Origin of the sequence: Terrimonas ginsenosidimutans (assembly GCF_022012415.1) — a bacterium.
Lineage (GTDB): Bacteria > Bacteroidota > Bacteroidia > Chitinophagales > Chitinophagaceae > Terrimonas_A > Terrimonas_A ginsenosidimutans.
Map to the genome: position 1 here is coordinate 189,930 of NZ_JAKLTR010000001.1, position 23,942 is coordinate 213,871.

General features: G+C 41.3%; 25 protein-coding genes. 17 read left to right on the forward strand and 8 right to left on the reverse strand.

Annotated features, from left to right (window positions below; genetic code table 11):
• Positions 1-16: 16 nt before the first annotated feature.
• Together LZZ85_RS00705 and LZZ85_RS00710 are read right to left on the reverse strand one after the other, a co-directional pair.
• Positions 17-1,147 carry a hypothetical protein gene (locus LZZ85_RS00705; RefSeq protein ID WP_237867999.1) on the reverse strand — a complete coding sequence of 377 codons (1,131 nt, stop codon included), beginning with the start codon at positions 1,145-1,147 and terminating at the stop codon, positions 17-19.
• Positions 1,144-3,840, reverse strand: a complete 2,697-nt coding sequence (locus tag LZZ85_RS00710) for an AAA family ATPase (RefSeq protein WP_237868000.1) — start codon at positions 3,838-3,840, stop codon at positions 1,144-1,146. The genes LZZ85_RS00705 and LZZ85_RS00710 overlap by 4 nt, the downstream gene beginning before the upstream one ends.
• 195 nt (positions 3,841-4,035) lie before the next feature.
• Here LZZ85_RS00710 and LZZ85_RS00715 point away from each other — a divergent pair, with 195 nt between their 5' ends.
• A complete protein-coding gene (locus tag LZZ85_RS00715) occupies positions 4,036-5,118 on the forward strand; it encodes a ParB N-terminal domain-containing protein (RefSeq protein ID WP_237868001.1) in 1,083 nt (360 codons plus the stop codon).
• Positions 5,111-6,172 (forward strand): hypothetical protein, encoded by a 1,062-nt coding sequence (locus LZZ85_RS00720; protein WP_237868002.1) that lies wholly within the window; start codon positions 5,111-5,113, stop codon positions 6,170-6,172. The genes LZZ85_RS00715 and LZZ85_RS00720 overlap by 8 nt, the downstream gene beginning before the upstream one ends.
• Positions 6,173-6,432: 260 nt before the next feature.
• Here LZZ85_RS00720 and LZZ85_RS00725 read toward each other — a convergent pair whose 3' ends face one another.
• The gene (locus tag LZZ85_RS00725; protein WP_237868003.1) at positions 6,433-6,648 is read right to left on the reverse strand and encodes a helix-turn-helix domain-containing protein; all 216 of its coding nucleotides are present in this window, start codon (positions 6,646-6,648) and stop codon (positions 6,433-6,435) included.
• Between the two features lie 156 nt (positions 6,649-6,804).
• Here LZZ85_RS00725 and LZZ85_RS00730 point away from each other — a divergent pair, with 156 nt between their 5' ends.
• The 10 genes from LZZ85_RS00730 to LZZ85_RS00770 all read left to right on the forward strand — a co-directional run bounded on the left by LZZ85_RS00730 (position 6,805) and on the right by LZZ85_RS00770 (position 12,689).
• Positions 6,805-7,278, forward strand: coding sequence for a JAB domain-containing protein (locus LZZ85_RS00730; RefSeq protein WP_237868004.1), 474 nt, complete (start codon positions 6,805-6,807; stop codon positions 7,276-7,278).
• 67 nt (positions 7,279-7,345) lie between these two features.
• Positions 7,346-7,879, forward strand: coding sequence for a JAB domain-containing protein (locus LZZ85_RS00735; RefSeq protein WP_237868005.1), 534 nt, complete (start codon positions 7,346-7,348; stop codon positions 7,877-7,879).
• A 446-nt stretch (positions 7,880-8,325) separates the two neighbouring features.
• Entirely contained in the window at positions 8,326-8,586 is a 261-nt protein-coding gene (locus tag LZZ85_RS00740; protein WP_237868006.1) for a type II toxin-antitoxin system HicA family toxin, read from the forward strand.
• Entirely contained in the window at positions 8,579-9,007 is a 429-nt protein-coding gene (locus LZZ85_RS00745) for a type II toxin-antitoxin system HicB family antitoxin (protein WP_237868007.1), read from the forward strand. The genes LZZ85_RS00740 and LZZ85_RS00745 overlap by 8 nt, the downstream gene beginning before the upstream one ends.
• A gap of 74 nt (positions 9,008-9,081) precedes the next feature.
• Positions 9,082-9,282, forward strand: a complete 201-nt coding sequence (locus tag LZZ85_RS00750; protein WP_432422752.1) for a JAB domain-containing protein — start codon at positions 9,082-9,084, stop codon at positions 9,280-9,282.
• Positions 9,283-9,506: 224 nt separating this feature from the next.
• On the forward strand, positions 9,507-10,727 hold the full coding sequence (locus LZZ85_RS00755) for an ATP-binding protein (RefSeq protein ID WP_237868009.1): 1,221 nt from the start codon (positions 9,507-9,509) through the stop codon (positions 10,725-10,727).
• Positions 10,728-10,754: 27 nt separating this feature from the next.
• Positions 10,755-10,907, forward strand: coding sequence for a JAB domain-containing protein (locus LZZ85_RS00760; protein WP_349291731.1), 153 nt, complete (start codon positions 10,755-10,757; stop codon positions 10,905-10,907).
• Positions 10,908-11,663: 756 nt separating this feature from the next.
• Entirely contained in the window at positions 11,664-11,786 is a 123-nt protein-coding gene (locus tag LZZ85_RS28300) for a hypothetical protein (protein ID WP_255723909.1), read from the forward strand.
• A gap of 195 nt (positions 11,787-11,981) precedes the next feature.
• On the forward strand, positions 11,982-12,227 hold the full coding sequence (locus LZZ85_RS00765) for a hypothetical protein (protein WP_237868011.1): 246 nt from the start codon (positions 11,982-11,984) through the stop codon (positions 12,225-12,227).
• 282 nt (positions 12,228-12,509) lie between these two features.
• Positions 12,510-12,689: a hypothetical protein gene (locus LZZ85_RS00770; protein ID WP_237868012.1), complete on the forward strand. Its 180-nt coding sequence runs from the start codon at positions 12,510-12,512 to the stop codon at positions 12,687-12,689.
• Between the two features lie 216 nt (positions 12,690-12,905).
• Here LZZ85_RS00770 and LZZ85_RS00775 read toward each other — a convergent pair whose 3' ends face one another.
• Positions 12,906-13,382: a hypothetical protein gene (locus LZZ85_RS00775; RefSeq protein ID WP_237868013.1), complete on the reverse strand. Its 477-nt coding sequence runs from the start codon at positions 13,380-13,382 to the stop codon at positions 12,906-12,908.
• On the reverse strand, positions 13,379-13,747 hold the full coding sequence (locus LZZ85_RS00780; RefSeq protein WP_237868014.1) for an immunity protein Imm33 domain-containing protein: 369 nt from the start codon (positions 13,745-13,747) through the stop codon (positions 13,379-13,381). The genes LZZ85_RS00775 and LZZ85_RS00780 overlap by 4 nt, the downstream gene beginning before the upstream one ends.
• Positions 13,748-14,166: 419 nt before the next feature.
• On the opposite strand from LZZ85_RS00780, the gene LZZ85_RS00785 reads away from it, so the two are divergent.
• Positions 14,167-14,376, forward strand: coding sequence for a hypothetical protein (locus tag LZZ85_RS00785; protein WP_237868015.1), 210 nt, complete (start codon positions 14,167-14,169; stop codon positions 14,374-14,376).
• Between the two features lie 300 nt (positions 14,377-14,676).
• Positions 14,677-14,844, forward strand: a complete 168-nt coding sequence (locus LZZ85_RS00790) for a hypothetical protein (protein WP_237868016.1) — start codon at positions 14,677-14,679, stop codon at positions 14,842-14,844.
• Between the two features lie 8 nt (positions 14,845-14,852).
• On the opposite strand, the gene LZZ85_RS00795 is transcribed toward LZZ85_RS00790, so the two are convergent.
• The gene (locus LZZ85_RS00795) at positions 14,853-19,637 is read right to left on the reverse strand and encodes a RecQ family ATP-dependent DNA helicase (RefSeq protein ID WP_237868017.1); all 4,785 of its coding nucleotides are present in this window, start codon (positions 19,635-19,637) and stop codon (positions 14,853-14,855) included.
• A gap of 172 nt (positions 19,638-19,809) precedes the next feature.
• Here LZZ85_RS00795 and LZZ85_RS00800 point away from each other — a divergent pair, with 172 nt between their 5' ends.
• From LZZ85_RS00800 to LZZ85_RS00810, 3 genes are read left to right on the forward strand one after another with little or no spacing between them, the layout of a single operon-like run.
• Positions 19,810-20,784 carry a TOTE conflict system archaeo-eukaryotic primase domain-containing protein gene (locus LZZ85_RS00800; RefSeq protein WP_237868018.1) on the forward strand — a complete coding sequence of 325 codons (975 nt, stop codon included), beginning with the start codon at positions 19,810-19,812 and terminating at the stop codon, positions 20,782-20,784.
• Positions 20,781-22,196 (forward strand): DEAD/DEAH box helicase, encoded by a 1,416-nt coding sequence (locus LZZ85_RS00805; protein WP_237868019.1) that lies wholly within the window; start codon positions 20,781-20,783, stop codon positions 22,194-22,196. The genes LZZ85_RS00800 and LZZ85_RS00805 overlap by 4 nt, the downstream gene beginning before the upstream one ends.
• A gap of 10 nt (positions 22,197-22,206) precedes the next feature.
• Positions 22,207-22,785 (forward strand): hypothetical protein, encoded by a 579-nt coding sequence (locus LZZ85_RS00810; protein ID WP_237868020.1) that lies wholly within the window; start codon positions 22,207-22,209, stop codon positions 22,783-22,785.
• A gap of 67 nt (positions 22,786-22,852) precedes the next feature.
• On the opposite strand, the gene LZZ85_RS00815 is transcribed toward LZZ85_RS00810, so the two are convergent.
• Together LZZ85_RS00815 and LZZ85_RS00820 are read right to left on the reverse strand one after the other, a co-directional pair.
• On the reverse strand, positions 22,853-23,368 hold the full coding sequence (locus tag LZZ85_RS00815) for a hypothetical protein (RefSeq protein ID WP_237868021.1): 516 nt from the start codon (positions 23,366-23,368) through the stop codon (positions 22,853-22,855).
• Between the two features lie 6 nt (positions 23,369-23,374).
• Complete coding sequence (locus LZZ85_RS00820; protein WP_237868022.1) at positions 23,375-23,905, reverse strand: hypothetical protein; 531 nt, start codon at positions 23,903-23,905, stop codon at positions 23,375-23,377.
• Positions 23,906-23,942 lie beyond the last annotated feature (37 nt).

The following is a 23,942-nucleotide window of genomic DNA, read 5'->3' on the forward strand; positions in this document are numbered from 1 at the left end:
GCTTGAAAACATCCGGTCATTTTGTAATACCGATCTCTTTAGAAATGTCTCGCTTTAACTTTGAGAGGGGCCCTGAAATTGAAGACTCAAATAACTCCTCTCCGAAAATGTCCTTTCTCACCTGATTAATTGCATTACCGGTAATTTTTGCGATCTCCTTCAGCTGCGATTCGCTATACCTTTTCCGTTTATCTATTAGTTTTAAAACCTCTTGCTTATGAAAGACATAACGCGCACGCAATTTCAAAGCAGCAATATAGTCTTCATATACCAGCGCATTTCTATCTATTTCGAAACTCAGTACGAAATCATTCAGCTTTTTTATGTTCATATACTTAGAGCCCGGTTTTAACGGAAAAAAAATTTTAAATCGAACGGAGGATGGAAAGACATACTGCGCGGAAGTAGGGCTGATCATTTCATCGGCAACGGTTTTAACAAGTTCAATCTTTTTCTTAAACTTAGAATTGCAGCTATAACAGCTTGGGACAAAATTATAAAGAGAGAGAGCTGCTATTGGATGGGTTGCCTTGTCGAGCATATGATCAAGTGTGAAATGATTTTTGGAGGAAATGAAATCTAGACTTTTTAGATTTTGGAGCTGGCTGGCGCTAAGCGGCAAATTATTCAGATCCCCCCCAGCTCTTCTGTGTCCATCAATTTTGATTGCAGCTTGCTTGCCTATATTTTTGATTTTTTGCAGTTCACCAAGAGTTGCCCGTTGATAGAAATCGTAGGCTCCTTGATAATCTCCTACATCGCTAAAAGAATAGATATGATCTACATTGCAGAAATAGCAATTAGAAATATTCAATGCAGAAGCATTCATGAAAAAATCGGCGATTGTAGGTTGCAGCTTTGCAGTATATCGAGTATCTTCTCCATCATAATTAAATATCAATTTCAACTTTTGAACCTGGGCCGTCGTCATAGCGCTATTAAGATCAAGTGATAACTTAATCAATTTGCCAATCGGAAGCAATAAAATACTCGATGCCGTGTAACTCTTGAACTTACTAAGGTTTGACTTCGTTGCGAAGAAAGTTCTTAATTGGAGATTTAAATTCTTAATGTCAAAACTTTTGATATAAGAATCATGCAATGAATCTCTTTCTTTTTTTGTTGCAGGATATTCAATCTTGATCATAATTTCCTATTCAAATTATCGATTTCGCTCTTGAGCAATCGAATTTTGTTTTGAATGAACCTTTTGTCAGAAAGCTTTGCTTCAATTTCTTCTATATGGTTCTCTAAAACCTTGCGTATGTATTCCTCCCCCAAATTGTCGATTATGAAGCTGAATGTATTCCGGTGCTGCTCATATTGAAATTTCAAGTCATCAAGTTCAGATAATTTGGCAAGACTTACTTTCTTATGAAAGTCGACTATTTGATTAATTTTTTTTAACGCATATTCACCCAGAGTGTGATCCATGAAAAATCCATTAACCAACAACTCATGAATATTTGCCCCAAATGTTTTTAAATTTGATGTAAGTTCAACGTCCTCTTTACTTCTTAGAAATAGTATATTTTGTCGAGGTATGTCAGACAGAATAAAAGGAGAATGAGTTACAAACGATATCTGTATTCCCGAAATCCTATACAAATCTATTCTCCGCAGAGCATCCAAAAGATGAGCAATAAAAATTCGTTGATAATCAGGGTGAAAATAGAGTTCAATTTCATCCAGCATAACAGCTATACGGTTATATCTGATCAACCCTTCCTGATCAGCGACCGAATCAATATTCTTGATATGGTATAAAATTGACTGGACGGAATAAATTCTTTGCTTTTCTCCCGAACTCAAGGATTCGAAAGAAATCCGTCGAGTTAAAAAAAGATTGTAAGTTAAAAACGGCGGAGGAATTAACTCTGTTGTTAGAAACTTTTCAGCGCGGCTGCTAAATTTTATTTTTTCAATTGCAAAAGATAGTTCTTCAACTGTGTAGCCAGTATTACATTTTACAAAACGAAATTTTATGAAATAGATAGCTTGCCACAACTTGTATGTAATATGACTTCTGTTAGCTTTCAGTTCCGATAAAAATTCAGCAAAATCGGTAAGCTTGACCTTTTGTTCATCAAAATAATGTTTGTACTGAGAATAGTTTCTTGCAATGCTCACTAATTTTTTGAGAATATATCTCTTCGCAATAGAGATAACAAGTTGCCTGTCTTTAATCTTTGCAGAGACGCCTTTTATTCCGAATTTCCGAAATAAAATGTCTAAACAACTTTCACAATCTTCCAATGCTTCGAATGGTACCGCATCATTTTCTTTTCTTCTAAATAGGTAAGAAACCTTAGACTCGTCAAGATTGAAAATCAGCTTCTCTGCTCGCAATGTTGGGGTAATTTGCCGAAACGAAAAGTCATCGTTGGATATATCAGGTTGAAGAAGGTTACTTAACAATCTTGAAGCAAGTAATTTCTGTTGATTATTAACATCAATATTTCCATTCAACCTTTTCGGTTCCAAAACAATTGGTGTCTGGTATGCGTCGTTTTTAATAAAAAGAGAACGTAACCAGTGACCGACATTATTTTCATTAAGAGCGAATTGTGAATAATTGATGAAAACGCTGTAAAAAAAATCATTCAATTCGAAATGATTTTGCTTTCGAGGTCGGGTGTATAAATTTTCATCTTGGGACATGTATTTGTAAACCTCCAATGTATTTCGGTCTAGAATTATTTTATAGACTGAATCAGTCTTGAAGAACAATTCTACAGCTATTTCTGGAACATACACAAATTCAGAGCTATACTGTCCTGGCAAAAATCGAATAGCTAAATTATTCAATATCACTATCAGCAGTTCGCTAATGGAGCTTTTCCCGGTCCCATTCTTACCTGCGATTGCGGAGATATTTACTTTTATATCATTGACATTGTATATGCTGGGCACGACGTTCTGAGAAGTATTTTCAACACTACTTTTTCGTATAACATAATCAGAATAAAAGTAGTAATATTTATTCGCCTCAAGAACTTTACGAAATTTGACAGAACATCCCTTTAATGGGCGAATTGCAATAATTTTGAAATCACTTCTCGCGTCAATTACTTCTTTACCCGACTTTGTAAAACTTATATTTAAGTACTGCTCCAAATCGAATCGGTCTTCATCCGAGAGCTTATCAATGAACTTTGAGTCAATTGCTAGACGAACTAAATTCCGATATAGATTTGTCTCTTTATTCTCAAGTATATCCAAATACTTTTCTCGGGTGAAGTTATCATCTGAAAATTTATGATATAGGTGCAGTAGGCTTACTGTGTTCTTGTCCAAACTCAAAAAGTTTAAAGAGTCGACCCAAAAAAGAAAAATGGTAAATGAGGCAATTCCGACTCCGTTCCACGACTTAATCTGGGCGAACAGAGCATTTGTTAATGCCGCCTTTTTCAAAAGTCTTAATTGATCAAACAACTTCCAAATTTGCTCAACCTCCCTCAGCTCACGAGGGCTAACTATCGAAACAATAATTGGTGCAGGGCAACCCGAAAAATCAATTTTTTCAAATCTTATCGGTTGCCTTAGTAATAATAATGTTGTTTTGACAAGCTCGGTCCTTTGTTCGTAGCTACTTTTAGAGTTGTTAAGACTAGCGAAAATATGAATGGGGTCAAGAAAGCGCTTTTTAAGATTGCCTAATTTATTCAACCAAGAATTTTTTGTCTTGAACTCTTCGCTTTCATTGAAAAGATGAAATAATTCCTTTTCAGTGTGTTTGGGGAAGGTTTTACGAAATAATTCAAGCCCTTCCACCACATATCCAAATGCCTCGTACCACGGGATAATTGTATTCGGTTGGTTGATATTTATGTTGGACATTGTCATGCCGGGGTTGATATTAATTATCTGACGTATCTAAATGCGGGCAAATACTGATAAAAATAAAGTTAAGTTACAATAGCTAATATATAAAATAGTGACTGACAACAACTTTTTTACTGCATTGCACAATAATTTGTATCTTAATTTCTGAACGTCCGGGCTTCGGCATCCTTTACTGCTAAATTTATTGATATGAATGCTGATCTACTTATAGAATCGATTGAAGTCGAAAAATTAATTTTTGATCCTGATAATCCAAGGCTGCCAAGCAGCCTTAAAGGATATAATAAGGAGAAAGAAATTCTTGAGTGGATGCTTTTGAATGAAAATGTCCTTGAATTGATGGGGTCTATAGGAGAGAAAGGATACTTTATGGCGGAGCCATTGTTAATAGTCAAAAGCGCTAAGAAAAGGGGTTTCTACGAGGTAGTGGAAGGAAACAGGAGACTAGCTGCAGTAAAACTATTAAATACTCCTGCGCTCGCAGTCACGAAGAAAAACTCAGTAGCTGAGGCAGCAAAAGATGCAAAAAAAAGAACAAAGAAAATACCCTCTATCCTGTTCGATACAAAAGACGAATTGCTTATATACCTCGGCTATCGCCATATTACTGGCATTAAAGAATGGGATGCACTAGCCAAGGCAAAATATCTTAACTCTTTAAGGATAAGTCTGAAAATCAGAGACAAACAAGAAGAATTTAAGACTCTAGCTAAAATTATCGGAAGTAGTACTAGTTATGTCCGAAACATCCTTTCTGGATTGAAAGTGTATAGCTTAATAGAGAAAAATAACTTCTTCAATATTAAAGGGTTAAATGAGGTCAGTGTCGAGTTTGGAGTTCTTTATAATGCGACTGGGCGCAAAAATATCGCGCATTTTATTGGCATTGACCCTGATGCGGATGATCCGTCTAAAAGTATTAATGTCAAAAAATTAGAGGAATTGACTTCATGGATGTTTGCAAAAGATGACAATAATGAAACAAGGTTAGTTGAATCAAGATTCTTGAAAGACTTGGATGCGGTTCTTTCAAATAATTATGCTACTAAGGCTTTTCGGGCTGGTCGTCCTTTACATGAAGCTGTTCTCCTAACAGGTGTACCTGCTGTGATATTTGCCAAGAGTATAAATAAAGCAATTGACAACGTCAAGATTGCAAGAGACCAGATGTCTAACTTTAAACCAGACGCAACAATGCTGATGGTGGTCGATGATATCATCAAGATTAGCCAAGACTTGAAAACGTTAATTAAAGCAAAAATTCGTGAGTAGAAAAAATAACTTCGATACTACATTTTTGAACAGATTAAAAAAGCTCCCTTCCTTAGATAGTCTGGACCTGCATCGCTGGGCAGACTACATCGAACTTCGATGTTTTTTTAATCCGGACGAAACTTTCTCAAGAGATGAGTTCCTTGACTGTATCAAGGATTATGATGATTTTTTCATTACAAAGAATTCAACTGTAGATTATACAACCCACCTTGTAAACGATGAGTACGATGATGAAGAAGTTAATCATTCGGTCTTAAATGACCGAGCTTATCGAAGTGATATGAGACAAAGATTTGCTGAGGATTGTTTCAGGATTCTCGAATCACGGGTACATATTTTTAAAAATTATCCCTTTACAATTTCAAGTAACAAACGTGTACTTTACCGAAATAAGCACCTGAACATTAAAAATAAATACTACGCATTTTTATTATTCACATCTTCATTAGACTACATCGGAAATCATCAAGATTTGTTTATCTCAAGTTTTGACATTTTTTGCCTACTTGTTTTGAAAACTTTATTGCCAACTAGAGCTGAAGCCCATTTATTTAAACCATCATCTGCTAGTATTTCTAATAATATATTTGAAGGAAAACAAGAAGACAGACTTGAGCAGTTGAGTAAGCACCTCCATGAGACTCTCATTAATGAGGGAAAAAAAGGAAACTTAAAAAAGAAGAAAAATGTCAATAGCGTTGATTTGATTGCTTGGGTTTCAAATGGCGATTCTCAGAATCATTTGTTGTCTTATACTGGACAAATTTTCTACGCTCTAGATTGGGTGGATCAAAATTATCTAAACAGAGCTAAATCCTTATTATCTATAATTCGAATTTCCGTCCCACCCGTGAATCTTACTTTCATCCCCTTTAGCTTCAGAAACTGTGAGGGTCACTGGCAAAGAGAAACAGATATTGGAGAGTGTGTGTTATTAGATCGGCAGAGATTGCTATACCATTTCCAACACAACAAAAGCTTTTTTACGTCATTGCCATGCTACGATGTACTAGAATATTTGTCAAAGGTTAAGGATAAGGTTTACAATTAGCTCAAGTCTTAATATCACTACTTTCATTTGGATCAAAATATGTGGAAAAAATCAGAACAATTCGATCGTTTAAATTTGTAATTTATTTAATGCCCATTCTATTTAATAATCGTGAAATTCGCGTTAAATAGAGTGGAGGTTTTTTCTGATTATTGTATACTATGATTTAGATTTCTTCTTTTAAAAAAAATGGCTCCCACATCCAAAAGTGGTCAAGATCGCGGCATGATGGCGAGTAGACTTTAAATAATTCCACTTAATTACCTTTTTAGCTTTAAATCGCTATATAAGGCCACTATTAAATCACCTGGATTTACGTCTATTGCCAGTGCAATTAAATACAACTCGTCTGCCCTTAATTTAGCCGAGTGATTCAGCGTCAACTCACTTAGTCGCGGCTTACTAAGCCCAGTCTTCCTTGCAACTTCAGATTTATTAACAGACTTCGATATCAAATACTCACCAAGTTTCGTCATCGACGCTCAAATTTTTTTAAACGTTTTTAAAGAACTAATTTAAAAAAGTTAAGAATTTCTGAACTTTTATTTTATACGATATCAGAATTTCTTTAATTTAGTTAAGACTTTCTTTAAATTACTAAAGACTTTATTAACTATAAAACACCTATTCATATGCAAATCCGTCTCAATCAAAAGCAAAACCTCCACATCCAAACCTCCTCCGACATCTTCCACCTCCTCCAACCCGCCTTCCTCCGCCAATCCAAACTCGACCGCGATCGCGAGCACCTCTGGCTCATGTGTCTCGATCACTCCCAAACCGTCCGCACCCTCGAACTCCTCGGTCTCGGCACCCAGCAGACCGTCCTCATCGATGCCATGGAAGTGTTTCATCGCGCCTTGATAAGACGTGCAGCGTCGATCGTCGTCGCGCACAACCATCCCGCCGGCAGCTTAAAGCCCTCCCGGTCCGACATCACCGCCACAGAAAAACTCGTGGAAGCCAGCCGCTTCCTGAATATCAAATTGCTCGATCACCTGATCATTTCCGAAACTGAATTCTACAGCTTCAAGGATGGTGGTGAATTCGAGAAGATGCAGACAAGAAAATTCATCATGTTCAACAGTGTCCTGGCGATGGAGTGATCCGGCTGCTTGCTCATAAGAACATTCAATCAATCCCTGATTCCCGAACCAATTAAACAACCTACCCATGAAGATCGATCAACCGATAACCGCTATCGAAACAGCTAACCACTACATCCGCTCCGCCGCCGATGTCTTCTCCCTCCTTCAGCCCGTTCTGCTCGCCACGCCCTATCCCCACCGCAACCGCGAACATGTCTGGACCATCAGCCTTGACTCCGCCAGTAAAGTGCTGCACATCGAACTCGTCACCATGGGCAGTGTGAACCGCGCGATCATCGAGCCGATGGAACTCTTCAGCACACCGCTGCAGAAAAGAGCGGTGAGGCTGATCATCGCGCACAATCACCCCGGAGGATTATTGCGGCCATCAGCAGCGGATAGATCCATGGCAGGAGAATTGAATCGCCTGGGCAGGGAATTGAAAGTACCGGTGATCGATCATGTGATCATCACGGAAGATGGATATCACAGTTTTGCTGAGCAGGATCAGATGACAGAGCTGCCGCGAAAAGAGATCATGCATGCAGCGATGGAAATGAATTCAAGCAGCTTTCGAAGGATAAAAAGGAAGAGGATGGTGAGAAGGCGGTTTGTGTGAAGGATGGCCTGGCATTTCTGGCCTATTAAAAGAACTTACGCCTTTCATAAGTATTGCCAGGCTGCATAGCTGTGTTGAATTTAGAACTTTCTCTATCTCCATTTAGACCGCAAAAAATATATCCTTCCATTTCCTTCTTTGCTTTTTACTCCTCCACTAATTTGTGATGCTAAAATTATTTTCCTGTATAACCAGCATTAGTGACGGATGAATATGGAAAAGAGTATACCATCAGGAATAATTCGTTTGCTGCAACAAACAGAGAATATTCATCTTGAATTCAAGACAGCGGAATGAATTGAGTTTAGAACAATTTGAGTTTATGTTTTTGGAAATCACCAAAATGATGCGTAAATTGCAACTAGATTTTAGTTACAATTTCCCACATAAACTCAAACATCATGTATGAACAAAAAAATCGGTAACCAGCGTAATAAAGTAGTTCAATGGGAAAAATTGATAAGCTAACAGAAAGATTGTTATCCAGACCCAAAGATTTTACATGGGAAGAACTTAAAAAATTATTGGCTCATTATGGATATATAGAGATGAAAACGGGAAAAACAGGTGGATCGAGACGGAAATTCGCAAACAAGGAAAAGGATATGATTAGCCTGCATAAACCACATCCGCAAAATATTCTAAAGTCCTACCAGATCGATGACGTAGTGACTCACTTAAAAGAGAGGGGGTTATTAAATGACTGATGTTTTACAATACAAGAACTATTATGCCGAGGTGCACTTCAGTGCTGAAGACGAAGTGTTTCATGGAAAGATCATTGGCATAAATGATCTCGTGAATTTTGAGGGAAGCACAGTTAAAGAATTGAAAAAGGCATTTCACGAAGCTTTGGATGATTATCTGGAGACCTGTGAAGAACTCGGCAAAGAACCGGAAAAGACTTACAAGGGAAGTTTTAATGTTCGTATCCCGTCCGACTTGCATCGGCAGGCGGCCAGATATGCAGCCCTGAAAAATATGACTTTGAATGATTTCGTTCGACATGCAATCGATACGGTTTTGTCAAAACCGCCTAATACACGAACGACAAACTTCATTCTTTTGTTTTTAACTTTTATAGGACCCGCTCTAATAGCGGGTTTTCTTTTATATGAGAATTCTTGACGCGGGAGAATTGATGCAGCCGCCGGCAGCAGACAGATCCATAGCGGGAGAATTGATAAGCTGGCCCGGACATGATGCGGGGGCTGGGCCGGGAGTTGAAAATCCCGGTGATCGATCATGTGATCATCACGGAGGATGGATATTACAGTTTTGCAGAGCAGGATCAGATGACAGAGCTGCCGCGAGAAGAGATCATACATGCAACAATGGAAATGAATACAAGCAGTTTCCGGAGGATAAAGAGGAAGAGGATGGTTAGGAGGAGGTTTGTTTGACCATCCCTTAAAATTGTAAGCGTTTTACAACTTGTCTCTATATAGAGCATTTCTGTAATCACGTTTACATATTATTTGCTAATTATATTATAGGCATTCCGCTATCCTCTAATAGCAACTTATCTATCTATATAATTATCGTTTATTTATAACTAATCAATTAAACTGTAAGTATACTTACAACTTTTTAATTTGACTTTGAAATTGTAATCATACTTACAACTATGAAAATTCCTTGTTCCATAAAGCAACGTGATACCTATGTAGATCGAATACGCCCCTATATCGGAAAGAACCTTATAAAAGTTCTTTCTGGACAGCGACGCGTTGGAAAAAGCTATCTCCTCTATCAACTCATGCAGCTGATCCTTGAAGAACAGCCAGGCACTAACCTTATTTACATCAATAAGGAAGACCTCCAATTCGATAACATACAAACTGCAAAAGATCTGAACGGCTATGTGACGTCTCTACTCAAACCCACCACCCGAAATGCCATCTTTATCGACGAAATCCAGGATATACAGGATTTTGAAAAAGCATTGCACTCTTTACTGCTGGATGAATTGAATGACCTCTACATAACAGGAAATAACGCCCATATGCTCTCAGGGGAACTGGCAACCTATCTCAGCGGCAGATATATTGAGTTTAATATCTACAGCCTTTCCTATAATGAATTCCTGTTTTTCCATCAATTGGCAGACAACAACGAATCATTAGAGTTATACATAAAATACGGTGGATTGCCCTACCTGATCAACCTTGCATTGAACGATCAGGTATTTGAATACCTGACAAGCGTTTACTCAACGATCATTTACAGGGATGTTGTAAGTAGCTACGCCATTCGTAATACCCAATTCCTGGAAAAGCTGGTTTCATTTCTGGCAGATAATATCGGCAGCTTGTTTTCGGCTAAACGCATCAGCGACTTTTTGAAATCGCAGCACATCAATCTCGCGCATAACCAGGTACTTCAATACTCTTCTTACCTGACAAGCGCACACATCATCCACGACGTACAACGCTATGACATTGCCGGCCGCCGGATCTTCGAGATCGGAAGCAAATTCTATTTTGAGAATACGGGCATCCGGAATGCGATTACAGGGTACTACATTAAGGATAAAGCGAAACTGCTGGAAAACGTCGTCTATAACCACTTACTTTTCCTCGGGTACGACGTAAAAGTCGGCGCCTTGAATACGCAGGAGATAGACTTTGTTTGTGAACGGGGAGGAGAACGAGCTTATGTACAGGTCGCGTTACGCTTAGGGGAACAGGCAACGATTGACCGTGAATTTGGAAACCTATTGAGCATCCAGGATAATTATCCAAAGATGGTGGTTACCGAAGAGCAATTCGATGGAAATACGCATGAAGGAATAAAGCATGTGCAGATCCGGGAGTTTTTGAAGATGAAAAATATTCATGAGGTGTGATAAAAAAAACTCCTTTTCGCAATTTATATAACGGTAGAGTTGAATCGTTCAGGTAGGGAATTGAAAGTACCGGTGATCGATCATGTGATCATTACGGAGGAAGCGTATTATAGTTTTGCAGAGCAGGATCAGATGTCAGAGCTCCCGCGAAAGAGATCATGCATGCAACAATGGAGATGAATACAAGCAGTTTCCGGAGGATAAAAAGGAGAAGGATGTTGATGAGGAGGTTTGTGTGACGCTTTGCCCAATCGACAATAATTTGGAAAAAACTGCTGATCCTATCTCTCCTTTGTTGACTGAATATTACCCCGGCTCAGCTCGCGGCTGGCCATATTTTCAGCTGTTGCTTTTTTTGCAACAGTTTCCTGCGGGTCTGACTTTATTACCCGGGATGGATAATACTTTCGATAGCACAGCATCAAACGACAGAGCTGCCGCGGAAAGAGATCATTCATGCAACCATGGGCCACCAATGAAGTTGCAGTTGCCTCAGTCTTTTGACGCAAGACCAATCACAAAAAGTCCCCGGAATAACCCTTGACCACTACCCTGAGAGGAACGTCCGGCGATCCCGCAACACGCAACCGCCATACCTGATTGGCTTTCAATTTTATGTATACCATGTAAAAAACCGACAATCATTTAATCACTTGAAAATTAAAAACTTATATTACTTTTTGAACCGTTGACCTACAGCTAACCTACTGATCACCTACAGCTCACCTACAGTGCACCTACTACACACCTACTGAGTACCTACTAAGATCCTACTGAAGTCCTACCAGGGTCTTACTAACGTCTTACCATTATTCTACCGGGAACCTACCAGTGACCTATCACATCTCTGCGGTATCTCTCCACTATCTGTATTGCCGGCCTACTGCGGACCTACCATCGCTCTACAATGAGCCTGCCCTCGACTAGTTCCTGGGCATGGGCCATAAATTGAAAGTACCGGTGATCGATTATGTGATCATCACAGAGGACGGATATTACAGTTTTGCAGAGCAGGATGAGATGACAGAGCTGCCGCGAAAGAGATCATGCACGCAATGATGGAAATGAATACAAGCAGTTTTCGAAAGATAAAGACGAGAAGGATGGTAAGGAGGAGGTTTGTGTGAGAATGCTACTATCTGCAGGCATCATGTACATGAGGCAAGAGTGGCACTTCCATCCACCTGCCACGATTACTCATAGATAGGTTCTCAAATTGGGCTTATGTAATATCTTAGCCTTATAACAGCACCCATGACCGCCGACGAACTAAAGGAAACATACGCAAAGCTATCAACCGAAGAACTGTTGGAGATCCTTGACAATAAATTCGACTATACTGATCTTGCCGTTAGTGTGGCACTTACGGAACTTTCTTCCCGAAAGATTTCGAAGGAGGATATTACTACTTACAAAGCAGCACAGGTATCTAAAGTTGTTGAACATATCCGACGCAAGATCTCAGATGACCTAAACCTGCTGCAAAAGAATAACATCTAACCGTGCATGGCTCAACCTCAATGAAATTCACAAAGAATTAAAAGCTATCAATTACCAGTTCATACCAAATCCTGAATTTGATTGGCAAAAACCGTTGACAACACCTCCGACTGACACGAACTTATAGATTACAGAACTTCAATCAAAGGTCAGCCATACGGGCCATATCCCGCTATCATTGCAATATTTCTACCGCCAGATCGGCTCCTGTAATTTTTGTTGGGATTATGAAACAGGTCCTGTATTCGCTGGGAAGGGGCCGACCCGATCGACATTCCGACAGTGAACGAACTGATTGAAATGGTAAATGAAGAGTTTGAAGAGGAAGAGATCTTTATCTCAGGTGACGTACTATACAAAGACAACATCAGCGGATCTTCCGGCGGACATTTGAAAATTGCGGATTCACACTGGCAACCAATTGCAATTACCCTGATCTGGATGCATTCTGTGGGAGAGTGAGATCGCGCTTGCTCCCGATATGATCGTACCCTCATCCAAATCTGCTGACAACAATTATTACTTAATCTATTTTGCTGCCATTTTTAAACAACATGCAAACTCCTATAGCTCAGGAGAAATCCCGTTACTGGCTGATAGCACTCATCTTTCTTTGGTTACAGATTATTGCCCACTCATTTAACATAACAGGATAATAAAATCTCAGGCGATAACTTCTTAGTCAGACGCAGATCCATACATAAAGAAACAAACACCACTCGTCGTCTCGATCACAAAACTAAAATCCCACCATACCGGGTACCCGGGAATACCATTGGGTAAGTCGCTATAATAAAACTTTGAAGCTGGCGGAATAAGCGCCCCCATAGTCTGCGTGAGATCAGAGACAAGTAATCTTATCTTCTCAAGCCCCCGCGGTTTCAGATCTCCCTCTGCCCGTAGCGTTTCATCGATCGTCTTCCAAAACTCCATTTCAGTTACAGGTAAAAAATGCAACTGCGGGATGTCGATTGCCGGATAGGTACCCTTGAGCTTTGTAAAGACCCCCTCTCCCATGGTACAGTGTAAGAACTCGTCAAAGCCAAGGGTGATCTCGTAGTTATATCCAAAAGAGTTGACGGTTCGTTGCAGCTCCTTCAATTTTTGTTGTATGTGAAGCGTATTCATCAATTCGATATTGTATAAAAAATTCACGAAGAGATATTCAGGAGGTTCTCATCATACCAAACATCTTCATAAACATTATCAAACAAAAACCTCCACCCAGGCGCCAGACCAAGATAGCGTATTGCTTTCGGGCAAAGCTGCAACAAATGATGAACATGCACCGGCTGAAAGAAATCATCGGCATCTGAAAACTCTCCGCACCAAAGATACCATTCAGCATAGCCGGCAACTTCTAAAGGATTGCGCAGCCCATTCACCGGCATCTCAAACGTTTTAAAGCTATCGAGGGCAATGCCGACAATATGGTCGAACGGAGATTCAAGAAAGGCTGCGCCGTAACTACTGCAAACTTGTTGCTGGATGATCCTGAAGTCAGCTTCAGTAAACGTCATGTTACTAGTTGAGTGAAAAATTCAAGGACTCTAAAGTAATGTTCCCTGATGAAAAAATTAATTATAAAGTAGGGAATCCAGGATCTGCGCCTGCGGAATGGTCGTCAAACAGATTTCCAGGAATAGTGCGAACCGCGTAATGGCCCAACTGATGGACTTGCCCCCGAACTCCGATCCGGAATCTATGTCGGGTGTAGACATGTATTCACCAAACTACCATATACAAGGGCAGGGAAGCTGATCGTGGTGAATAATCAACTCGGAAAACTGTTACGCCTGTCTACAGCGGATGGGTGGCTTAGGAATAAGTCTGTCACCTACGAAATCCAGCGCGTGGGCCGCAACCTGAAAGTGCCGGTGATGATATGATCATCAGCGATGATGGATTTTATAGTTTCACAGCAGGATAAAAGAACAAGATGCCGGGAGACTTGCCTGATAAGGCACTTTTAAGTAAAATCATCTTGCTGCGCAGCCAAAAGCAGACGCAGGAATACCTGCTCGATGATCTGCGGATGGATGAAGAACTACTGCGTGAACTTGACTTCAACACGATGAAATCCTGCCTCAGCGATGCTCCGAAAAGAGAAAGTTTATCTATGCTTTTAAAAACAATCCAAAGCTTGTGATCATGGAATGGATCCAGTAATAAAAACTCGCAAAACAAAGAGCAGGCAGAAGCTGCTCTGCGTCGGATTACTAACATGAAAATTGACAGCGTATCCTTTGATCGCATCAGGGACAACATTGTTCCATTCATACCAGACGGATCTGTACTCAGTTTTTTAAAGATCTGGTGAATCAGTTGAAATTTAAATTGTCTTTTGTTAAAGAATGAACTTAACCAATGATCCTTAGTGTTAGGAATATACTGAAGGTTTTTTGTAAGCGTTCTCAAAAGTTGTAAACGTATTTACAACTTTCCCTGTATGGGAAATTTCTGTAATCATACTTACAACCTTACGAATTATCAGACAAAATCACTATTTACTGCATCACCGGGAATACTTGCCGGTGGGAGATACGAGAATAAAACGCCGTACCTCTTATTGTCTACTCATCATCAATACCCGGATAATATAGCTATTATCACATAAATCACCCATCACCCCCTCTTCATTTCAACTTCCGCCAACGCAATCAATATCTCCTTCTCATTTTCCTTATTCTTCCAATACACCAGAAAACTGATCTTTCCTCTGTTCACCACATAGCCTTTCATTTGTTCTTCGTCTAAAAATGCACGCATTTTCCTTGAATAAACAATCAATTCAATTCCCGCCTCCTTCGCCAGCCCGTTCGCCGTCGGACGCAGCAGGTCACCGCTTTTACAGCCGGCAAGATTATATTGCACTGCTGAAAAATCACCCAGTTTCACGTCTTTCATGCTCATTTGCACCGAAAGCAAATCTGGGGCTGCATAAATGACCGGATCCTTTTCAATCACTGCTCCCTGGATACCGAGGTTCTCGAGATATGTTCCATTGTAGTGGATGATCAGTTCATTCTCCGCCCGGCTGAATCCAACATATAAAAGACGGAGCGTATCCGCATCAGTAATATCACAACCGTCCAATAGAAGATAAACATTCTCAAACTCCTTTCCCTTCGCTTTATGGATCGTCGACACAAGAATGGTTTGCCTATCCCCCTGTATAAAATCTTCAATCTTTGACTCTCTAACAAACTCATGCCAATCGCTTTTATACTTTTTCCCCGGCGTGATTTCAGCGAACTTGTAAATCATGCTCAATGCAAGCGGCAGTTGCTCACTACCTGCTAGTGATTCTTTTAACTGCAGGATAGCCGCCTCCCAATCTTCATCACTTACAATGGGTGACGAATCATCCAGCAATTGTATCATCGTATTGAACTTATGCAGCTCATAAAGCTGATTCAGATTGAACTTATCCGTATTCTGGATCAGCTTTGCTTTCAATCCTTTCTTGCGCAAAAGTCCTGCAACATTCAATGCTTCCTGGTTTGTTTTTGTTAGAACGCAGGTTGTTCCCACGGGTCTTTGCTTTTCAATAGCCGTCACTAACGGCACGATCATCTCCGACCCGGCATGTTGAACGACCTTTATGTGACCACCTTCTTTTTTCACCGAAACAATTGGCTTCGATTTAAGCCGGTCCGGAATCTTCTCAGCCCATCGATTGATCAACTGCGTAATACTACTCCGGCTTCTATAATTGTCGAGGAGCTCATACTTTGTAGCCTGTTTTTCGATAGCAAACTGTTGCATGAATTTATAAGATGACCCCCTGAAGCCGTAGATATGCTGGTCATCATCACCAACCAAAATCACCCGCATGTCTTCATTCTGCTGTATTAGTGCTTCAAGCAGTCCATACTCATTCTTACTCATATCCTGCGCCTCATCTATCACCAACACCGTCTTGGTGATCTGGGATTGCTCAATCTCTCCGTTATTGATCTTTTCTACTGCCAGGGGAATTACAGTATCTACCTGTGTGAGATTGCCGATCTTACCCAACAGGTCAAAACAATAAGAGTGAAATGTCTTCATCTCCACATGACGGGCAGAAGGGCCTATCAATTTCAACAACCGGCTTTTGAATTCAGTCGCCGCGGCACGGGAAAACGTCAGCATCAACAAATGTTCCTGCTTTGTATCTTCCATTAATAAGAGCGAGGCAAGTTTGTGTACTAATGTTCGCGTCTTGCCACTGCCGGGACCAGCAGTTACAACAATGTATTGACTTTCCTGATCGTTGATAATATCCAATTGAGAATGTGACAGGTCTTTCAACAGCTTCTCATATCTACCCGGCGTCATGCTGCGCGTTATTTCAACTTTACGTTTACCGGCAAAATACTTGTTGAGAAAAGTGTTGTGCGGAGTGTTGAAATATTCATCAGCAAACCGTTGAGCATCTGGCGGGCTGGCGATCATCTTCTTTGCATACTCTCCCACAATATGGATCTGCTGAACTTTCTGTTCATAGAACTGGCGCAGTTTTTCATAATCTGCTTTCTTGTACTGAACCTTATTATCCATTTCAAGCCGCTCGATCGTCAGCCGGTTATACGAAACCAGGAAACCTCCATCCATGATGATCGCTTCGATCTTCGACAGGTAAAACAACGCATCTTCGATATCGTCCATAGCCGGAGAGCCGATAAACATATCCCGGTCTGCAACTGCCCGCAGATCTTGCATCGAAAAATCAACCAGCACATTTTCCTTATCATCTTTTGCGCCGATCTCTTTGCTTCGGTTCACGAGGTATTCTGCAATAGCGCCTGAGAGAGCATGCCTTTCTTCTATTTTCTTTCTGATCTCCGCTCTTTCTTTTTTGAACTCGAGCATCACATGATATTTGGATTGGTCGAGATTATGCCTGGTGATCCACTTCCGTGAAGCCCAGAAATTGAGGATCGTTCGGATACTCGCAGGAGAACAATCCAGCTCCGCTAGCTGGTCATTCAACTCTTTTAAATTACAAACCTGCTTGCCATCTGCCAGCTTGTCTAGGATCTGTGATTCCAGCTTGCTGAATTTCTTCACTACAGCAAGCGTTTTGCTGGAAGTGTCTGTTTTTCGAACAAAAGCCGTCAGATCCTGCGTTTCAGACAGGATTTTTTCCTGTTTTAACTGTTCAATGATCCGAAGAACTTCAATGACCTCAATGCCTAATACATCAGAAAGATGATCTGCTCTCGATTCTGCAGGCTCTTCTGTCGCAAGACGTTTGCTTTTACTGGAAAACAGTTTCCGGATGATCCTGATCGCACTTTCTTTATCACTGATAGTTGCCGACGCTTTGATCGTGGCAATTGCCTCATTTGCATGCTGGCTCAGGATGCTGGTGGCAAACACCCTTGCTGAATTCTGTGTTCTTTTCAGATATCCTGCTTCTTCCAGCGCAGCAATTGATGTGGTTACTTTTGTTTCAATATCACTTCCCTGGTCTTCCCAACCAGCTTTACGCGCAATCTCCAATGCGGAATAAGAAATTCTAGTTCTTGTCTTCGTTATACCCTTAATAGCCTTCCATACCTGGTTGATCTCCTTTATATCAAGTTTTGTTTGATTCAACAGCGTAAAATGATGATCAAGATCTTCTTCGTTGAACAGGATATGACAATTGGCGGTCATCGTTTCATCACGTCCGGCGCGACCGGCTTCCTGGATATAATTCTCCAGCGAATCGGCAATATCATAATGGATCACCGTAGCCACATCCGATTTGTCAACGCCCATCCCAAACGCAGAGGTCGCGACAATGATCCGAACCTCACCGGAGACAAAAGCGTTTTGATTTTTGATGCGGACCTCTTTGCCCATCTTTCCATGATAAGGAAGAGCGCTGAAATGATCCTCCGAAAGTTTCTCCGCCAGCACATCCGCTTTTTTGGTGCGGGAAACATAAACAATGGTGGGACGATCCGTCTGTTCAAGCAGCTCTCTCAGTTTAGGATATTTCTCGTCTTCGTTATTGATGGGATGAACATGATAGTACAAATTAGTCCGGCCAACATTAGCAGAGAACACATTCAATTGCAACGACAGCTTTGTTTTGAAATATTCTCTGATATCATCCACCACTTTTTGCCTGGCCGTTGCGGTAAAACAGGATACCGGGATTGGGTAAGACAGGTTTTTACTCTCCTGCAGGCGCCTGATAAAATCACCGACATACAAATAATCCACCCTGAAATCGTGCCCCCATGACGAGAAGCAATGCGCCTCATCGATAACGAAACGCTCGATCTTGCGTTTGGACAATAGCCGTTCAATACTTGCCGAGCGTAAAGACTCCGGCGAAATGTACAGCATACTGGCCACTCCATCCGCCACACGCTTACCCGATTCTATTCTTTCAGTAAAATCAAGGGAACCGTTGATCGTTACGGCCTGAACGATCTCCTTTTTTGCGAGGTTATCCACCTGGTCTTTCATCAGTGATTGCAGCGGCGAAATGACGACGGTAAGACCGCGTATATTCTGCCCTGCCATCAGTGCAGGCAACTGGAACGTGAGCGATTTACCGCCGCCTGTCGGAAAAAGAGCAAGCAGTGATTCTCCGGCGATGGCTGCTCTGACGGAGTTCTCCTGTAACGGCTGTTGACCGTATTGCCGGAATTGATGATAACGGAAATAGCGCAGCAAAGCGGTTTTGGGATTGAGTGCATTTTTGCAGTAATCGCATTCATCTGCACAGCTGGTATGTTTTAGCTGAACAAGGACCTGTTCGATCTCTTTGAATTGATGGGTAACCCAGCCGAGAGTTACAGGATGCTGATCTTCGCAATTGATGAGGGCAATGGCGTAGGAAAGCGTCACCGGATCATGATGAATGAGTGTTGAAAGATCTGCATTGGCACAGATCCTTTCTTTAAGAAATGTGTGGATCAGCGCCGGCAACTGATCGGTACTGATCGATGGATTGAAGTTGATAAACCTGAAAAAACCATCGAAGCCTTTGCTATCCTTCAGCAAATGGTGAAAAATATGTTGAAGTGTATCGGGGAGTTTTTTGAAAGCATCGATCTCATCGTAGAAGAGTTCTTTGGCTTTGATGGAGTCGTGCAACGGGTTATTGCGCTCTTCTAATTCCAGCTTATCGTCTTTGATCAGATGGTGATATGGATTGCAGGGGAATAATAGCGGGGAAAGAAGGAGTGTATCGATGATCTGATGTGAATCGGTAATCTGTTGACCGGTGGCTGCGGTAAGGTATTTCAGGTCATGTTCGACAATGTTGTGGCCGCACCAGAACGCATACTGTTGAAGGAATGTCAGCAGCTTTCCGGCGTTATTTTCCCGGAAGTTTTTTCCGTCGGAAGCTGTTGCGCCGGCATCAACAATTTTGTCATGGGAGGGATTGACTTCCAGGTCAAAAAAGGCGATGGAGTTCAAGCGGGATAAGGGTTTGGTTTAAAGTTAAGCTTTTGGATTTTTATATGCAAGTCCGAACTCAAGGCTTTACGGATCGCGATACGGATCAATTTTACGTTCAAAGGGCGAAATAAGTTCTTCATTTTGGCTCAACACACAATTTAATGCAATATCAAATCCACAATTTTGTGGTATGATGGAACCCCTGCCGGAACATATTAAACTCTTCAGATCCCTTTTCCACGGAAGACAAGACATTTTCGCCACCCGCTGGGAACTCCCCTCCAAAAGCGGCTACATGCCTGCTTACCACTACGATCCCTATCATTACCGCGTTCACAAAATGAAAGGCGGTACTTTTCAGAACTATACTGATAAATCATTTCTTCCATTAACAGACGATCAGATCATCAAACACCTGAACGGTGAACATTTTATCGGGATCTATCCTTTATTGCAGGACAATACTTCCTGGTTTATCGCCGCCGACTTCGACGAAGGCAATTGGTCTTCCGCCGCTCTGCAATTCATCCGCAAATGCGGAGAACACAATCTCCCGGCTTACCTCGAACGTTCCCGTTCAGGCAATGGCGGTCATGTCTGGATCTTCTTCGATAAACCCGTATCGGCGTATAAAAGTCGCAAGCTGATTTTATCGTTACTGATATCTTCTGGTGCAGTTTCAGCCTTCGACAAAAACACCAGCTTCGACCGGCTCTTCCCCAACCAGGATCAGCTTTCCGGGAAAGGCTTCGGTAATCTCATTGCACTGCCCTTAAATGGCACAGCCGCTCAACAGGGAAACACCTGCTTTCTTGATCCGCAAACGCTAACCGCTTACACGGATCAATGGCAATTTATTTCACAAATCAAACGCGCCTCTGCCGAAACAATAGAAAAGCTGTTGGCGAACTTACACGGAAGCTCAACCACAGAACCATCTGATGGAAAGCTGAACATTATACTCGCTAATGATATCCGTTTAAACCGCTTAGCCATTTCACCCCTTCTTCTCTCTTTCATCAAAGAAGAATTGAACTTTCCCAACTCCGAATTTATCATCCAACAAAAAACCGGGAGAAACACGTTCGGACTTGAACGGTATTCCGGTTCATCGAAGAAGATAACAACACTGTCCGTCTTCCCAAAGGATTTACCGGCAAGTTGATCCGCTTCTGCCGGGAAAACCAACTGGATCATCAATTCGCCGACGAACGTATACTTCATAAACCTGTTGCCTATTCTTTTCAAGCCGTATTACGACCGCACCAGGAGGAATGCATACAAGCACTCAGTAAAAAGGAAATGGGCGTGATCGTCGCGCCACCAGGATCAGGAAAGACTGTTGTGGCGTTAAAGGTTATTGCCGACAAACAACAACCAACACTGATCGTTGTACATCGAAAGCAACTGGCCAATCAATGGATGGAACGAATCGAATCATTCCTTGGCATTCCGCAAAAGCAGATCGGCAGGGTCGGTCAGGGCAAATCAGTGATCGGTAAACAGGTCACTGTCGCAACCATTCAAAGCCTGGCAAAAGCAAATCTTAGCGAAATGCACAAAGCTTTCGGATTGATCATCGTGGACGAATGTCATCACATACCTGCGGAAACATTCCGGAACACTATTGCCAAATTCAACTCCAAATATCTGTACGGACTTACCGCTACTCCTTTCCGGAAATACAACGACGGTAAGATCATATTCATCCATTTGGGAGAGATCATAGCGCAAATAAACAGCACAGCTTTGCCGGCCTCGCATCATCCAACAATCATTATCCGTAATACTGAATTGAATGTTCCGTTCAACGCTAAGACTGATCAGTTTGAAACGCTGTCAAAAATACTCGTGCATGACTCTGCAAGGAACCGGCTTATCTTGAAAGACGTTATTGACGAATTACAAAAAGGCAGAAAATGCGTGATCCTCACAGAACGTAAAGAGCACATCCAAACACTTGAGCAATACCTGAAACAATCTTTCGAAACAATAACATTAAGCGGCGAAGATCCCGAAACTACACGTAAAGCAAAATGGAAGATCCTGCAGCAAGGAAATTACCAAGTGCTGATCACTACCGGCCAGTTTTTTGGAGAAGGGTCTGACCTGCAGAATGCGGCATGTCTTTTCCTGGTATACCCGTTTTCTTTCGAAGGCAAGCTGATCCAATATATGGGAAGAGTGCAGCGCTCGGAGATCAGTCCGACCATTTACGACTATAAGGATTCCCAGATCGACTACCTGAACCTTATGTTTCTCAAAAGAAATGTCTATTACCGGAAACTGGAGAAGCAGCGGACGCTATTTGATTTTCCGGAAGAAGAACAGAAAGAGATTCCTGTTAGCAATCAGCAGGATACTATTATTGAAAAGGTCATCAAGGTGAAGATCACTGAACTGGAATTTCTATATGGCAGCATCCAGTTTCAGCATACTCTTTCAGAACATCCTGTTGCTTTGAAGTTTGATATCGAACAATTGCATATCCGACCCGAGTTTGAAGTATTAAAGCCCTACTTTGAAAAGTTTTTTCAATCAAAGACAGTCGACGTTCATATAACTTGTGGTGATTGACCGGCAGCAAGTGACGGCCTTATCCGCCAGCTCGATCGCGTTGGAACGATTGAATCGCGAAGTAGTGGAAGGCGTCCGGTTCAGGTTTATGGAGCGGAATTTTCTGAATAAGAAACAGTTTGCTGGTCAGCAGGAAACCGCGGAGGAATCAGGTCTTTCAATGACCAATGTCCTTTATGATTCCGGGGAGGAGTTGTTGGCGGATGTATTAGCTAAAGGAAACTACCGTCATCAACGGCAGTTACATTATCTATCGGAGAATCATCTTGGTCAGGTCTTGAAAATCCGCTTTGTTCTTTCTCCGTTTTCGTTCGTATTCCTCCTGGAAGGAAATGAACGATATCACCTTGTAATGGAAACGCTGGATACAGACGAAGCGACGTATTTATGGCACCTTCCGAAGAATACGATTGATCTCCGGTCAGCTATTCAGCGGATTGATCAGCAATTGACGCAGATCAGGAATGAGGGAAGGCAGCGATTTCTGGAAACGAATCCGGAGGATTTTAGTAGGGTGGTGCATGATTATTCAGATGAGAAGAAGGGGTTTGTGGTTTGGAAGGGGCTTTTGGAGGAGAGGTTGTATTGAGATTTTTCCCGTGAGTTCTCCAAAGCCAATCCCCACACCTATTATTACTTTACGAGCATTGACCCGCCTAGTTAAGCAGATATATCTTATCAAACATCTTCTCCATCTTCTTAAGCAGGTTTTCTTCTGGATTATCCCGGTTGATTAACACATAAGCACTATGCTTTGCTGATTCTCTATGCTCAAAAGCAACGGGAGAAACGACCTGTCTTACCACTTTCGAATACAACTTAAATCTCTTTGTATTCTCCTTTGCTTCTTCAGGAAGAGGAGAGCCGATAAATCCAAAGGACGCATACGGGTTCTTCTGATAAAGCTCTTTTATGATTTGACCAATTGTAGTTAAAACCCTGCTGCATTCATTTAAACGACTAAGCCTCGTAAATCGATCTTCATGAATTTTTCTTTCCTGAAGACAAAATTTAATGATATAAGTAAAGTAATTATATTCTTCTGCGATAGCAATGTACCGTTTCCCGGTCTTCCCTCTGAAAGCGTAAGTATGTTCAATAACATTATACTCCCCTATAGGTTTAGGGCGAGAATGGTTAAGTTTTGTAAAAGGATATCCAGCATCAAACATTTGAGATTACATCCAATATTGATAAGCCTGATTTCTGTCCTTCCACAATTCTTTTTCTGAAACAAATTTGAAAAGATTAGACTCTCCTTTAAAGCGCTCTTCGTTTAGGACATCGAGCCTTTTCTTCAACCAGGAGTTATATGTAACAAGCGTAGATGTCATCTTTTGCATTTGTCCGAGCGTATACCTTATCGGCCATGGAGCACGCCTGGCATTGTAATTATGCACTTTTTTCAAAGACGGCATTAACGCATCCAGCTCGCCCAGTTGCTTTTTAAACGTTGAATAATCCTTATGAGTTTTAAACAAAGGCAGATCCTTCTTCATTTGTCTTTGGAATTTCTTTCTTTTTAACTTAAGTCTGTAGCCAAAGAACAATACAAGGGGTAAACCAAGGGACACAACCAGAACGACCACCAGTAGTTTGCTTAGATTGCTGCGGACATCTTCATATAACCACTCAAGCCCGACTACCGTTTTAGCGTTATTCAGGCTTGATTTTAAAGAAGCATTATATGATTGGTCAACCGCGAGCATGTCGATAAGATGTTTACTCTATAACGTAAATTTATTG